Origin of the sequence: Neoasaia chiangmaiensis, assembly GCF_002005465.1 — a bacterium.
GTDB lineage: Bacteria > Pseudomonadota > Alphaproteobacteria > Acetobacterales > Acetobacteraceae > Neoasaia > Neoasaia chiangmaiensis.
Map to the genome: position 1 here is coordinate 1,067,411 of NZ_CP014691.1, position 13,424 is coordinate 1,080,834.

Below are 13,424 nucleotides of genomic sequence, written 5' to 3' on the forward strand. Positions count from 1 at the left end.
TGGCCCGGAACTTGTCGAATACTTTCGCGTCGAGGTCGAGTTACTGATCGTCTCATCGCGTCGCGAAATTCAACAATCGTCATTTCCCACATGAAAATGGCAAAAACATGCCGGATTTCATGTGGTCGACATCCCTATGGCCGGGACAATTCGTAAAACCGCATCGCATCGTCAACATCACGCGCCCGGGCGGCCAACTGGTCGAGAACATCCACGTCCTCTCCCCAACGCTGCATCTGCGAACGCTCCTCGAAAGAGGCCACAGCACACGCCGTTTCCGATTCGAGCCACCCTTCAAGCAATCCAATCCCAAGGACGAGACTCCCCAGCGCTGGCGTCAAAACGCCCAGACTCGCCAACGCCGCGTCATCGAAGGTTAGGAGCGTACGCGTGAATTCATCGCTCAGGCGCGGATCGGCCGGTAAGGGTGCCAATGCCGTCGTCACATCCGGCCGGACGCCGTGTTGTGCCGCAAACAGATCCATAACCGGGTCGAAGAGAGCCGATTGCGCGTCGGCCTCCGCCGCATCGCGATAGAAGAGCAGGTCGGAAGCGCCATAATTCAGAAGCGTAGTTACCGTCGCCTGACGATCCGGGGCAATCCGTTCGATCATCGTTCCCGCAATGCCCGTCAGCGGCAGGCTTCCAGGGTCGAACGCGACATCCGGCGGTATCGCACGCCATTCCTCGGCAATGGCGGAAGCCAGCGCCGCCTGCCGCACCGCCAGTTCATATCCCGCCGGCAACCTGACGGACCGCCCGTCCAACTGGACGGCGAACAGCCCCGACGCCAGATGGCAGACCGTTACCTCTTTCCAGAAACGTCGCCGCGCCGCACTCAATGCAGGATTCCCAGTGCGTGCAGGAAGTCGGACGCGCGCGAATGGTGCCTGGCCTCCGGCGGCGCATCGCCCCCCAGCCCTTCACGCGCCGCGTTCAAGGCCGGCCCGCAGGGGTCGGGCGCCGCCCCACCGAGCGTGACCTCGAAGCGGCCATCCTGCCCCGCCGCCTGCCGCGCCATCGGCGCGCCCAGGGTGCCACCAACCGAAACCGGCGTGGATGCGCCGGCACTGCCGAAGCCGATCCGGGGTGTGAGGTTCAGTGCCAGTTCCTGCGTCGCAAGATCGATCGTTCCCGATCCCGTCGCCGCCACCGGCCCCGCCTGCATGCCGATCGTATCCAGATTGGCCTTGCCCCGGTCGATCTGCATGTGCACGCCCAGACACCGCAACCCGACATCACCATGCCCCAGAACGACCTGCGCATCGTGCCCGATCAATTGCCCCAGCAGGCGCCCATCGATATTGCCGCCCACCATCGACAGCCCCAGATGCCCCGAAGCCGACGCCAGCAGCGCGGCGCGATCGCCACCTTGCGCATGCAATTCACCGACTGCCTCAAGCGGGCCACGCAGCAGCAGCGGCAGACCCGCCTGCATTTCTGCTAACGTCGCCGGCAGCAGGAATGGCGCGAAACGAAAGCTCAGTACCGCCGGCTCCTGGCTGGCATCGTAGTCGATCACGCCGGACAGCGCCCCGCCCGCACCATGACCTGAAAGCGGGTCCAGGGTGAGATGACCCTGACGCAAGACAGCATGCGCCAACAGATCGCTGTAATCCTGACCGTTGAAACGCAACGTCCCGATATGCAGGCGGATATCGCCATTCCGCCCGCGCAACATCTCGACAAGCGAACGCGATGCCGGACTCACGTCCGGGTTCGCGGCGGTCGTCGGTGCCTGTTGCGTCCCGGCCATCGGCTTCACCGCCGACGCCACGACACCGGCGACGCCGGGTGCCGCGTCCGGTGCCGACCTGGCATCCGGGATGACCGCCGCCGGCGGGGAAGCATGGCGCCACAACCCGGACAATGCATCCATGTCCAGATGCGCCACCTCCAGCACGGCATGGATATCCGGATTGCGCGTCAGCGCGAAACCGGCGGTTCCCGTCAGGCTGACTTCCTGGCTGCTCAGGGAAAGATCACGCAACTGCACATTCTTCGTGCCATCAGCACCGAGCGTGGCCTTGAGCGCCGCGTTCGTCAGTGTCGCGCCACGAATAGCGAAGCCTTGCGCATGGCCATCGAGCGCCAGTTGCGTGCCATGCGCCCCCAGCGTGCCACGTAGAGATATTGTCGCATCCTGATCCGGGTCGTGCCGATCCGTCGCCGCAAGACCGCTCTTGCCCGGCTCCCGCATCTCGATGGCAACCGGCAGCGGGGTTCCCAGTCGGGTGTGCCAGGCGGCGAGAGCCTGCGACAACGTGCCGAACTGTCCCTGCACATGCCCGATACGCGTCCGCCATTGCAGATCGGTCGTCACGGTCAACGGGGAGGAAAGTGTCTCGCCATCGATGCTCGTCTGCCGCGCCTGAACGCCGTTCCAGCCCGGCGCGCTCGCCATATGCAGATGGATATGATTGACGCCGATCCCGGCCGCTATGGCGTGCCACCCCTGGCTCAGCGCCGGCACGTCGAACACGCCGACCTCGCCTCCCAGCCCGTCGATCGCGGGCAGATCGGCATGCGGAAATACGCCCGAAAGATCGTTCAGATGCGCGAGTTCACCACGCACAGTGCCGGAAATGCCCTGCAGATGGCGCGGATCGTTGATCTGTCCGTCGATATTCACCCAGTCGCGATGCGCGCTCTCCGCGCCCAATGTCGCGCCAAGACTGACTGCCCATGGCGGGTTCTTCCCCGTCAGGACGGAAAGTGGCCCGATATGGCCGGTTAACGTGAAAGGCGTGTTCGCGTGGTGCGCCTGCAAATCGAGATATGGGCTGCTCGACGGCAGACCATCGAGTTCAAGCCGATCGATCGTGACATGACCACCTTGCCGGGCGGCGAGATCCTGAAAGTCGATCCCGGTATCCATGATGCTGGCGCTGCCCAGCTCGGCCTTCCAGTGCGCCTGGACGCGATGCGTGCTACCGGTCGTCGCCCTGGCGCCGTCACGCTCAGGCGGCGTAAAATTCCAGTTCGCCGTGCCATCGACCGCACGCCGCAACGTCAGCGTACCGCCCGTCACCACAACATGCTCCAGCCGAAGCTGCCGCCAGATCAATGGCGTCAACGCGAGCGAGGCATGCACTTCCCGCGCGCGCAGCATGGGCGGCCGGTCACTGCCGGGCAGATCGGACAACGTCACATCCCGCGCCGCGAAACTCGGCCACGGGAATACCTGAACGGAAAAATGCCCGATTTCCAGATCCCGCCCGGTCTGCCGTTTGACCGCCGCGATCACATCCTGTCGTAACGCCGAACGATCGATCAGGACATGCGCCGCGATGCCGAACCCGGTCAGCAGAACCAGCAGGACGATCAGCGCCCCGAGAAGCCGCTTCATCGCCGTGCGCTCCGCCCCGTTTTGGCAACCGCGCGCTCGGCGCCTCCACCATGACGGCGCTCAGGCTTGGGCGTCTCGCCCGCCACGAAGCCCAGATCCTTGAACGTGTCGCGCATATGCGGCGGCAACGGCGCCGCAACCATCAGGCGGCCACCATCGGGATGCGGAATGTCGAGCGCACGCGCATGCAGGTGCAAGCGGTCGGTGAAGCCCTCCGGATGCGCCAGCTTACCGCCATAGCGCGGATCGCCCAGAATGGGCGTGCCGAGCGACTCGCAGTGAACGCGCAGCTGATGCGTCCGCCCCGTCAGCGGCGACAGGCCGAGCCAGGAAATCTTGCGCCCCGCACCGTCAAGCGTCTCGTATTCCGTGCGCGCATGCGCCGCGTCCTCGTCATCACGCTCCGCAGCAATCACCAGCGCGCCGTTACCGGCCCCCAGCTTGGCCAGCGGCTGGTCGATCACGCCGCTCGCAGGCGTCGGGCGCCCCACGACCACCGCCCAATATGTCTTGTGCACATCGCGCCCGCGAAATGCCGCGGCCAGCTTGGCGGCCACGCCCGGCGTGCGCGCCAGCAGCAGAATGCCGGACGTGTCCCGGTCGATCCGATGCACGAGACGGGGCCTGTGCTCGCTGTCGCCCTGCAAACCTTCCAGCATCATGTCGACATGCTTGATGATGCCCGGCCCGCCCTGCGTCGCCAGACCGGACGGCTTGTTGAGCACAATCACCTTGTCGTCACGGTAAATCACCATGCGCTCGATCTCACGCGCCAGCATCGGGTCCAGCGGCGGCGGCCCTTCCTTGGCCACGGCCGAGGCATCCGGTAACGGCGGAATCCGCACGGTCTGCGCGGGCACGAGACGGCTGGCGCCTGTCACGCGTTTGCCATCCACGCGCACCTGTCCGGTACGGCAGAGTTTCTGCAACGCGCCTTGCGTCACGTTGGGGAAATGACGGCGAAACCAACGGTCGAGGCGCAAATCGGCCTCGTCTTCGCTCACGATACGGGTCTGAACACTCATGAGCGACGGCTTGCCCGCAACGCTGCCTGCCTGTCCAGGGTTTTTCGGATTTCCGCCTCCCGTCCACGCGGCGTGGGCGAATACAGCCGGACACGTTCCATCTCGTCCGGAAAATAATTCTGGCCGGAAAACGCCTCTTCCGTATCGTGATCGTATTCGTAACCCGCTCCGTAGCCGATATCCTTCATCAGCCTGGTCGGTGCATTGCGGATATGATGCGGCGGACCCAGGCTGCCCGTCTGCTTCGCCAGACGCCGCGCCGCGCCGTATGCCTTGTAGACGGCATTGGATTTCGGCGCCGTCGCGAGATGCACCACCAGTTGCGCCAGCGCCAGTTCGCCCTCCGGCGTGCCAAGCCGCTCATAGGTCTGCCACGCCGCCACCGCGAGCGGCAGCGCGGAAGGGTCTGCTATGCCAACATCCTCCGCCGCGAAACGCGTCAGCCGCCGCGCGATGTAGCGCGGATCCTCACCCCCTTCGAGCATTCGCGCAAACCAGTAGAGACCCGCATCCGGATCGGAACCGCGCAACGACTTATGCAGGGCGGAGATCAGGTTGTAGTGCTCTTCCCGATCCTTGTCGTACAGGATGGCACGACGCGCCAGCAACGTCGCCAGATCGTTTGGCGTAAGCAGTTCGCCGGTGGGCTTCAGGGCCGCCAGTTGCTCGACCATGTTCAACAGATAGCGCCCATCGCCATCCGCCATCGCCCGCAACGTCGCTCGCGCCGCGTCGTCCAGTGGCAGCCGATGGCCGATTTCCACCTCTGTCCTGGCGATCAACGCCTCCAGGCTGGCATCGTCGAGACGATTGAGCACCAGAACCTGACACCGCGAGAGCAACGCCCCATTCAGCGCGAAGGACGGATTTTCCGTTGTCGCTCCAATCAGCACGACCGTGCCGCGTTCGACATACGGCAGAAACCCGTCCTGCTGCGCCCGATTGAAACGATGGATTTCATCGACGAACAGCAACGTGCCACGCCCCGTCTCGGCCTGATACCGCGCGGCCGTGTCAAAAGCACGCTTGAGATCCGCAACCCCGGAAAAAACCGCCGAAATCTGCTCGAATCGCAGGTCCGCCTGCGCGGCCAGCAGACGTGCGATCGTCGTCTTGCCACAGCCCGGCCCGCCCCAGAGGATGAGGCTCGGCAACGTGCCGCGCGCCAGCATCTGCCTCAGCGTACCTTGCGGCCCCAGCAGATGATCCTGCCCCTGCACTTCCGAGAGCGCGCGCGGGCGCAACCGGTCCGCCAGAGGTTGCGTGCGCGATGGCGGGGGCACAGGGGCTTCGATAGCGCGCTCCGGCGTGGCCTGTCGCCGCCCCGTCGCCTCGCGCGCCGGGGCAACGGAATCATTCTGTCCGAACAGATCGCGTGGCGCGTCGTCGCGCATGGAATTTCCTTTGGGGCCGTGACGAAACCGTCTGTGGTATATAGGCGCCCATGGCGCGTCAGACGAGAGGCCCCTCGCTCAGGACCGCGTCCCGACCGGCATGTTTCATCGCCGGCATCGTCGACAGGGCGGGCATCATCACCCCTTCGAAGGCCGTCAGGATATCCATGTCGATCGCCCCTTTCATCTCCTTCATCGTGGCGATGGCTTCGGCGGGCGTCAGAGCCGCCTTGTAGAGACGCGGCTCGATCAACGCCGCGAAAATATCGCAGATGGTCGCCACGCGTACTGCATCGCTGACCTCACGACCCGACAGCCGATCCGGATAACCGGCGCCATCCAGATGCTCGTGGTGATGACGCGTCACCGACAGCGTCATGGCATTATGCCCCCCCTGCCGCACCAGCAGATCGTGGCCCAGAGCGGGATGGAGACGCATGATCTCCGTTTCCCTGGCCGTGAGCGGTCCCGGCTTGTCCAGCAGCGCCAACGGCACCAACGCCTTGCCGATATCGTGGAACAACACGGCTTCCGTCATCTGCACGACATCCGACGCCCGTACACCCAGTCTCTGCAAGAAAAACGCCGTGACCCCGCCAATCAGAAAACAATGCCGGCAGGCCTGGTCGCCGATCGGCCGAACCCTGTCGATCCATTGGCTCAGCCCCTCGTCAGCCACCGTCCCGGCAATCTGCTCGGCAACCGCCTTCATCGCCATCGTATCGGGAAAACCACCAGCACGCACCGTGCGCATCGTTGCCGCCATCATGCCACCCGTGCGATCGACCATCGTGCCCAGACGCCGGTCAACAGCGTCCTGCCAGACGTTTACGCAACGTTCCGCCAGCACGCTCGACGGCTCGCGCCGGTCACAGACCACGGCAATGCCCAATCGCTGCGCATTGACCTTGTCCCGTACAGACGGGTCCGCAATGCAAAGCAGGATAGGCACGTCGCCATGCCGCAACGCCGCCAGGGCCAGCACCCGCGCGCGCAACAGCCGCGGGGAAAATGCCATCGGCCAGTCGAGCACGATCAATCCGGCGCGCGACTGCGCCACCTCGCTTTCCGGTTCCGGTGACAATCGGACGCAGATGTCCGCCGACAACGCGCTTGAGAGCGCGTCCGCCCAGGGCACGCCCAGTTCGGGCTGCCCCGCCATCAAAAGAAGGTGTCGTCCTGTACTCGCCATAAGACCCCCCCTTTATCGTGGGATTCTTAACGAAGCATGGAGAATTCTTGCTTTACCGATAGTATAACGCTCATTCGACGAGACGTCGCAAAACACCAGGTAAAAATACGGAGAACGGATTGACCCGCAGGTCCGGCGCCCCCGTCGTGCCGCCGACCGTAAATGTCGCCGCCAGCAGGCCACCACCTTTTTCCGGGGAGAACAGCTTCCCGATTCCCGGCAGGCGGCCCGGCAACGCATTCACCGCAAAAACAGGCACGACCGTTCCATGCAGATCGAGCTTCAGATCATCGAGGCCGATCGCGCCGCGCACCGTCGCGCCCAGTGCCGCATTGCCAAGATGACCATCGTGGATCGTCAGGACGTCGTTCCGAACCGAGATCGGCAAACTCAGTTCCTGCACCTGGAAACGGTCGGCATCCGCCTTGGACCAGTCATAGAGTGAAAGATGCGTCGCCGTGGTCAACGCCGCCGGCGGCCGGCGGAATGCGAACGGACCAACATCCAGTTGTCCTTCGAACGGCGGCAGGCCTGTCGCGCCGCCCTGCCCCACGATCCCCCTCAACCGCGCCCTGCCCCCGCGAAGCCGGTCGTTCAACCCGCTCGCCGACAGCATGACGCCCAGATCCTGCACATCGGCCGATAGTCGCCGCCCTTTCTGACCGGGCTCCAGCACAATTCGCGCGGCCGTCGGCGTGGACCATGCGACGTCCGCACGTCGAAGCTGCCCGTCGATATCCTCCAGATGGGCAACCACGCCGCCCAGCGCGCCATTCCGGGCGTAGAACAACCGCCCCGCCTGCACGTCGACGATCCATTTCTGCTGCGGCAATGTGCGTTGCGACCACTTGCGCCGTGGAGACGGCGCCAGCCGGCGCCCCGTGAGTGTCCCACTCTTCAATGTGGGTTCGAACAATGGCGCCAGATCAAGCACGGGCGCATGCACGCTGACGATGATCGGCTCGCGTGTCGATTGCGGCAACCCGATGGTCGCATCGCCGCCCGAGCGCCCGATCCGGAACGCATCGATCATCATGTCGCGCACCTTGCCATCCCGGACCCGGGTACGGCCGTTGAGCCTGAGATCCGGGCCCTCGGCATGGAGATCGTCAAGCACGGCGATCTCCCCGTCGCGCAGGCCGATATGCGCATGCGCGGTCGTCGTCGTTCCCGTTGCCTTGCGCCAGACCGGAATTTCCAGTGCCGCATCGTGAAGGTCGAGCGTCAGATCGACATTCGCCGTTCCATCGCGATATTCGACGAAATCGCTCGTCAGCTTCGCGTGGCCGTCAAACAGGCCATCTGTCGCCAGACGCGCGCGAATCAAAGACTCCGGATCGAAATCCGATTCGCTCCGGATACGAACCAGTTCATCTTTCAGTCCTCGCATATGGAAAGACTGGTGCAACGTGGTCTTTGTCGACACGCCGCCCAGGGTTTCCTGCCCCCGGAGATCGAGGCCGGTCTCCGTCGCGTCGATCTCACCCGATGCCGCGTCGACGGCGCGACCGAGCAGCACATCGTCCAGATGCACATCATGATAGGCGGCATGCGCCCGCACATGGATATCCTCGTCGCGCACATGTGCCACCAGCGGCATCGTCAATGTCGCATTCGCATGCACCGGTCCGGAAGGCGACGCGAACGGCAGGTGGCGACCGGCGAGCAGATGCAGGCGCGGAACGGAAAGCAACCGGATATAGCTGGCCAGATCGCCATCCAGCCCCATGGTGAACGACGCCGTCTGATCCCGCGCATAGAGCTGGGCAATGCGGATCACACCATCCGACAATGCCAATGTCGGTGCGCCCGGCGCGTCGTCCGCCCGTTGCTGGCCGCTATGGACGACGATCTTCAGCGTGTCCGCGCTCTCGAAACCGAAATCAGCGGAAACATGCTCGGCCGGCACAACCGGGCGCAGCCAATGCACGGTGGCATCGTCGATATGCAAGGCGCCGCGCATGGCCGTCGGTTGCAGCCCGTCCCAGCCAGCCGCACTGTGCAACACGGCATCGACCGACAACCCGCGCCCCGTGCCCGCCACCATATTGCGGACCACCCAGCGTCGCGCGCCCTTCATCAGCCCCACCGGCCAGATGGCGCTCAGGGCGGGCAGATCGAAAGAGGAGCCCTCGGCGTGAGCGGTCGCATCGATCCCGCGTGGCGCGAGCAGATCGGACAACACGAATTCCGCACCGGCGGCAAAGCTGGTCGGCCTGTTCTGCCGGTCCGCCAGGGAAAGCCGTGCATTCGTAATGGAAAGCCGGGCGCTGCGTTGTCCCGGATGCGTCGGCGAGACCGTCAGCCCGGCGCTCCCGCCCAATATCGTCAGCGGGGGGGCGCCATCCTGCAGGATCTGCCCGGCCCCGAGCGTTGCATGGCCATTCATCCGGGCAATCGCCAGACCATAACGTGGCCGGAACAGGTCACCGAAACGCCCCTCCGTTTCCACACCGTCGAACACGAAGGAAAGCGGCGCATGCCACCTCGCCAGATTGGGCAGGAACGGCGCAAACACCGTGGGCTCGATCGGCGACATGCCGAGATGCCAGGCAACACCCTCCGCCGCGGCTCGCCCCGTTGCCACAAGCTGTGCCGTCTCGCCTCCCGGTGCCTGTACCACGGCACGCAGATCGCCCCGCCAGAGCAGATAGCGTCCCGCGTGGGGATCGCGATTACCCGAGACGGTCATATCCCGCACCTTCAGGGGCGGGATATCGGCACGACCCAGAAGCGTTATCGCACCGTCCTTCAGCGCCACGCGTTCCAGCATGTCGAGACTGAAAGCGTCCTGCGTCTTCCCTGTCTTTCGGGCGCCCGGCAGGTCGAGATCGACCGATCCATCCGCGCCGCGCCGCAGGACGACCGCCACATGTTCTCCGGACATGACCCGGGGGGCGACGACACCGCCCAGCAGCGGACTGATCGGCACCACAAGCTGCGCCTGCCCCATCCGCAATGCCGGGCTGCCGTCCATCCTCAGAACGCGCAGATCATCGGCATGAAGAGAGAAACCACGTTCCGCCCTGCCAGGATGCCACGCAATCGTCAGACGCTGCCAGACAAGCCGTCCGGCAGGCTGTCCGGGATGCGGGCCGGCCTGCACGGCAACCGGCAGCCAACGCGAGGCGAGCGCCGTCACATCCAGAGGCGCCGCACTCAACCGCCACAGAAGCAGGGAGATGGGCAACAGAACGACGAGAAACAGAACAACCAGCACAAGCGCCCCAAGACGGAGCGCCCGCCAGGACGCACGATGGAAGGGATCGTGCGGCAAGGTCATTGGAAAACCTTAAAGTGCGGCTGCGGCCTCGGCGACAAGGGCAGCATGTGCATCCGGCTTCACCTTCCGCCAGACACCCCGGACGATACCCTGCCCATCGACAAGGAACGAACTGCGTTCCATGCCGAAGGACATCTTGCCATACATCGTTTTCTCGACCCACGTGCCATACTGATCGGCGAGTGCATGATCGGGGTCGCTGGCCAACGGAAATTGCAGACCGAATTTTTCCGCGAATTTATCGATTTTGGCAACGGGATCGGGGCTTACGCCGATTACCGTCAGATCGAGTTCATCGAATTTCGGCAAGGATTCCTGAATGCCGCAAGCCTGGGTCGTGCATCCCGGCGTATCGGCACGCGGATAGAAATAAAGCAGATACGGACGCCCGGAAAGCTTCCCGCTATCGACCTCCCTGCCGTGAGAGGCCTGTAGCCGGAAGGAAGGCGCCTTGTCTCCAATATCGATCATCGCAAAACTTCTATCGCGGGGTCGGCGCGGCATCATCGCCGCGCCATGGGTCGGCCATCAATAGCCCGGATAGCCCGGATATACCACCGTCGGCGGCGGTGCGTAGACCACACGCGGCGGCGGCGCATACACGACCGGCGGCGGGGGCGCGTAAACGACAGGCGGAGGCGGCGGGTAATAGGCATGAGCCGCACCGCCAACAACGGCGCCAACCAACGCACCGCCGATCAGACCGCCAACAAAGCCGGCGCCCGGCCCGCGATGCCAGCCGCCCCGATGCCAGCCGCCATAGCCGCCGTGCCAGCCACCATACGGATGATAATATTGTGCATGAGCAGCGGGTGCCGCCGCGAGACCGCCCATCAATGGAAGCAGCAGCATCCCTGTCCGAAAGAAACGACGCATTGGGGATCTCCTTTTTTGCTACCGGCCGATGCACACACCAGCCATCTAACAGGATGCAAGATGCGCGCCCTTCATGGTGACATTAGGACGCCAGATGCCCCAAACGCGCCCCAATTGTAACGAAACGTCCGCTTCGGAATCAATGCGGCGTCGCGGGCGCCAGGGTCTTCAGGCCCGGCGGCAGCGCAAAGACCGCTTCCGCTTGTGGCCCCTGTGCGATGCTTGCCGCCTGAACGACATGCACCCCGCTCCGGCTCGCCCCAAGCAGCAGACCATCCGTCGTATAACAAAAGACGCCTGGCTGCGCCTCGCTGTCCGTTCCTGACCACTCGGTGCAATCGCGTCCGGCCACATGCTCGACATTGCCTTTCCGCCAGACACCCGCCGCAGGCACGCCCGGCGGCGCGAACTGCGCCAGCGGCACATCCATCGTCGTTACCGTGCGGTGCAATAGATCGACCACCTGCAAGCGCCCGGCCCGGTAATCCGTCAGCATCACGGTTGCGGAGTCGCCCGGATCGATCCGCTGCTGCCAGGTCGCGGATCGCCAGCGCATCCGCTGATGCAGAACATGCCCGTCCGGCGCCTGGATATCGTAGGTGATGTCCGTATCCTGCAGCGGCGTCACCAGCGGCGCCGCATTCTCCGCCAGCGCCGGTCCAGTCGTGACGATGGCCAGCGCGAACCCGATCAGTCCCCGGCGCATCAATGCGCCGTCACGCCGGTCGCCGGATGCGGATTATGGGGAATAGGCATGTGGGAAGTGATTTTCTCGTATCCGGCCGGCGGCTGAAACAACGTGGGATCGATCGGGCCATACTGGACGTTCTGCGCCGTCAACGTCCCCTGCGCGCCATCGGCATCCGCGCCGAATTCACTCAATATCACGCCGTCCTGGGTCACGCAGGCCGTCGCCGCGCCGTGGGTCGTGGCGATCGTCCATTTGTCGCAGACCAGACCGGCCACATTCCCCTGCCCTGCGGGCGTATAGTGCATGGAAAGATCGAGCAGGAACGGATTGCGCAGACCATGCTGCGGCGAGAACTGCATGTACATCCGCTGCTTGTTCATAATCAGCATGACCTGCTGCGCCGGGCGGTCCAGCACCGTGGCGCCGATCTTGTTCGCCTCGTCGATCCGCAGACGGTCGCCATCCTTTGCGAAAGATACCGTCACCTGCTGCGGCGCCGGCGCACCTTGCGGCTGCACGGCATAAACTACCGTCACGTCACGCGTCGGCGCCAGCTGCGGATGCGGTCCACTCTGGGCGAGGCACGGTGCCGATAACGCCGTGACGCACATCGCGGCGCCAAGACCGTAGAAAAATGAGTGCATGATGGACTCCCTCAATGCATCGAACCGTCATGCCGTTCGCGCATGCTGCGGATCTCGTCGCCCAGTGCGGCCAATCCGATCTCCCGACTCCAGACGACACTCAACGGCATCGCCCGATTAAGCAAGGTCCGATAATGATCGGCAGAGATGTCGGTCCCGCCGAAACGTGCGAGATGCGGTGTCGGATATTGCGTATCCAGCAGAATATAGGACTGTCGCCGCAACGACGCCGCCAGATGCACCAGCGCGATCTTGGACGTATCCGTCACGCGGCTGAACATGCTCTCGCCGAAAAACGCACCGCCCAGACTGACACCATACAGACCACCGACCAGACGCTCATCGTCCCATACTTCCACGGAATGCGCGTCGCCCCGCGCGTGCAACGCCCCATAAAGCGCCAGAATCCGGTCGCTGATCCAGGTCGTTTCACGACCGGCCGCCGCAGCGGCGCATTCCCGCATGACCAGTGGAAAGGCCGTATCGGAGGTGACACGATAACGCCCGGACAGGACCAGGCGCCCCAGCTTGCGCGGCACATGGAAGGTGTCCAGAGGCAGAATGCCCCGGCGCTCGGGCATGAACCACTCCAGCTGGTCACTGCTCTGGTCGGGCGCCATCGGGAAGATGCCCATCGCATAGGCATTCAGCAACATGTCCGGCGTCATGATCCCGCCCCAGTCTCTGGTCCGATGACGCTTCCCACGCCCATGCTGCGCTCCCTTCGGGTTACAGAAGTGGCACGACTAGGGACGCGCCCTCACTCGTGATAGGTGTTGAAACCTTCCGTCGAGAGAGAACAACCATGCCCTTCACTTTCGTGTTCCTGATCGCACTTGTCCTCGTCGCCATCCTGGCGCTGTTCGCTCCGCACGCACGCGGCCTCTGCATGACGATGGCGGAAATCTATTCGTTCGCCCTGATCGTCACCGGCACGATCGACGCCATACGGAACCGCCGCCTGGATTGA

General features: G+C 64.3%; 12 protein-coding genes. 1 reads left to right on the forward strand and 11 read right to left on the reverse strand.

Annotation, left to right across the window (positions count from 1 at the left end):
• Positions 1-134 precede the first annotated feature (134 nt).
• The 11 genes from A0U93_RS05100 to aat all read right to left on the reverse strand — a co-directional run bounded on the left by A0U93_RS05100 (position 135) and on the right by aat (position 13,122).
• A complete protein-coding gene (locus A0U93_RS05100; protein WP_077806390.1) occupies positions 135-842 on the reverse strand; it encodes an ATP12 family protein in 708 nt (235 codons plus the stop codon).
• Complete coding sequence (locus A0U93_RS05105) at positions 839-3,349, reverse strand: AsmA family protein (protein ID WP_077806391.1); 2,511 nt, start codon at positions 3,347-3,349, stop codon at positions 839-841. The genes A0U93_RS05100 and A0U93_RS05105 overlap by 4 nt, the downstream gene beginning before the upstream one ends.
• Entirely contained in the window at positions 3,346-4,374 is a 1,029-nt protein-coding gene (locus tag A0U93_RS05110) for an RluA family pseudouridine synthase (protein ID WP_077806392.1), read from the reverse strand. Before A0U93_RS05110 ends, A0U93_RS05105 begins: the two co-directional genes overlap by 4 nt.
• A complete protein-coding gene (locus tag A0U93_RS05115; protein ID WP_077806393.1) occupies positions 4,371-5,768 on the reverse strand; it encodes a replication-associated recombination protein A in 1,398 nt (465 codons plus the stop codon). Before A0U93_RS05115 ends, A0U93_RS05110 begins: the two co-directional genes overlap by 4 nt.
• Before the next feature lie 58 nt (positions 5,769-5,826).
• A complete protein-coding gene (locus tag A0U93_RS05120; RefSeq protein WP_077806394.1) occupies positions 5,827-6,960 on the reverse strand; it encodes an HD-GYP domain-containing protein in 1,134 nt (377 codons plus the stop codon).
• 70 nt (positions 6,961-7,030) lie between these two features.
• On the reverse strand, positions 7,031-10,243 hold the full coding sequence (locus tag A0U93_RS05125) for an AsmA-like C-terminal region-containing protein (protein ID WP_077806395.1): 3,213 nt from the start codon (positions 10,241-10,243) through the stop codon (positions 7,031-7,033).
• Positions 10,244-10,252: 9 nt separating this feature from the next.
• A complete protein-coding gene (gene bcp / locus A0U93_RS05130; RefSeq protein WP_077806396.1) occupies positions 10,253-10,714 on the reverse strand; it encodes a thioredoxin-dependent thiol peroxidase in 462 nt (153 codons plus the stop codon).
• Between the two features lie 57 nt (positions 10,715-10,771).
• Complete coding sequence (locus tag A0U93_RS05135; RefSeq protein ID WP_077806397.1) at positions 10,772-11,119, reverse strand: hypothetical protein; 348 nt, start codon at positions 11,117-11,119, stop codon at positions 10,772-10,774.
• 139 nt (positions 11,120-11,258) lie between these two features.
• Positions 11,259-11,825, reverse strand: coding sequence for a hypothetical protein (locus tag A0U93_RS05140; protein WP_077806398.1), 567 nt, complete (start codon positions 11,823-11,825; stop codon positions 11,259-11,261).
• On the reverse strand, positions 11,825-12,454 hold the full coding sequence (locus A0U93_RS05145) for a DUF4412 domain-containing protein (RefSeq protein ID WP_077806399.1): 630 nt from the start codon (positions 12,452-12,454) through the stop codon (positions 11,825-11,827). The genes A0U93_RS05140 and A0U93_RS05145 overlap by 1 nt, the downstream gene beginning before the upstream one ends.
• 11 nt (positions 12,455-12,465) lie before the next feature.
• Positions 12,466-13,122, reverse strand: coding sequence for a leucyl/phenylalanyl-tRNA--protein transferase (gene aat, locus A0U93_RS05150; protein ID WP_077806400.1), 657 nt, complete (start codon positions 13,120-13,122; stop codon positions 12,466-12,468).
• A gap of 137 nt (positions 13,123-13,259) precedes the next feature.
• Between aat and A0U93_RS16365 the strand changes: the two genes are divergently transcribed.
• Positions 13,260-13,424: a hypothetical protein gene (locus tag A0U93_RS16365; protein WP_169852698.1), complete on the forward strand. Its 165-nt coding sequence runs from the start codon at positions 13,260-13,262 to the stop codon at positions 13,422-13,424.

Excerpts from the sequence above, each read along its gene's own strand:
- A0U93_RS05105 (WP_077806391.1), bottom strand. The coding sequence starts at position 3,349 with ATGAAGCGGCTTCTCGGGGCGCTGATCGTCCTGCTGGTTCTGCTGACC.
- A0U93_RS05110 (WP_077806392.1), bottom strand. The coding sequence starts at position 4,374 with ATGAGTGTTCAGACCCGTATCGTGAGCGAAGACGAGGCCGATTTGCGC.
- A0U93_RS05115 (WP_077806393.1), bottom strand. The coding sequence starts at position 5,768 with ATGCGCGACGACGCGCCACGCGATCTGTTCGGACAGAATGATTCCGTT.
- A0U93_RS05120 (WP_077806394.1), bottom strand. The coding sequence starts at position 6,960 with ATGGCGAGTACAGGACGACACCTTCTTTTGATGGCGGGGCAGCCCGAA.
- A0U93_RS05125 (WP_077806395.1), bottom strand. The coding sequence starts at position 10,243 with ATGACCTTGCCGCACGATCCCTTCCATCGTGCGTCCTGGCGGGCGCTC.
- bcp (WP_077806396.1), bottom strand. The coding sequence starts at position 10,714 with ATGATCGATATTGGAGACAAGGCGCCTTCCTTCCGGCTACAGGCCTCT.
- A0U93_RS05135 (WP_077806397.1), bottom strand. The coding sequence starts at position 11,119 with ATGCGTCGTTTCTTTCGGACAGGGATGCTGCTGCTTCCATTGATGGGC.
- A0U93_RS05140 (WP_077806398.1), bottom strand. The coding sequence starts at position 11,825 with ATGCGCCGGGGACTGATCGGGTTCGCGCTGGCCATCGTCACGACTGGA.
- A0U93_RS05145 (WP_077806399.1), bottom strand. The coding sequence starts at position 12,454 with ATGCACTCATTTTTCTACGGTCTTGGCGCCGCGATGTGCGTCACGGCG.
- aat (WP_077806400.1), bottom strand. The coding sequence starts at position 13,122 with ATGACGCCGGACATGTTGCTGAATGCCTATGCGATGGGCATCTTCCCG.
- A0U93_RS16365 (WP_169852698.1), top strand. The coding sequence starts at position 13,260 with ATGCCCTTCACTTTCGTGTTCCTGATCGCACTTGTCCTCGTCGCCATC.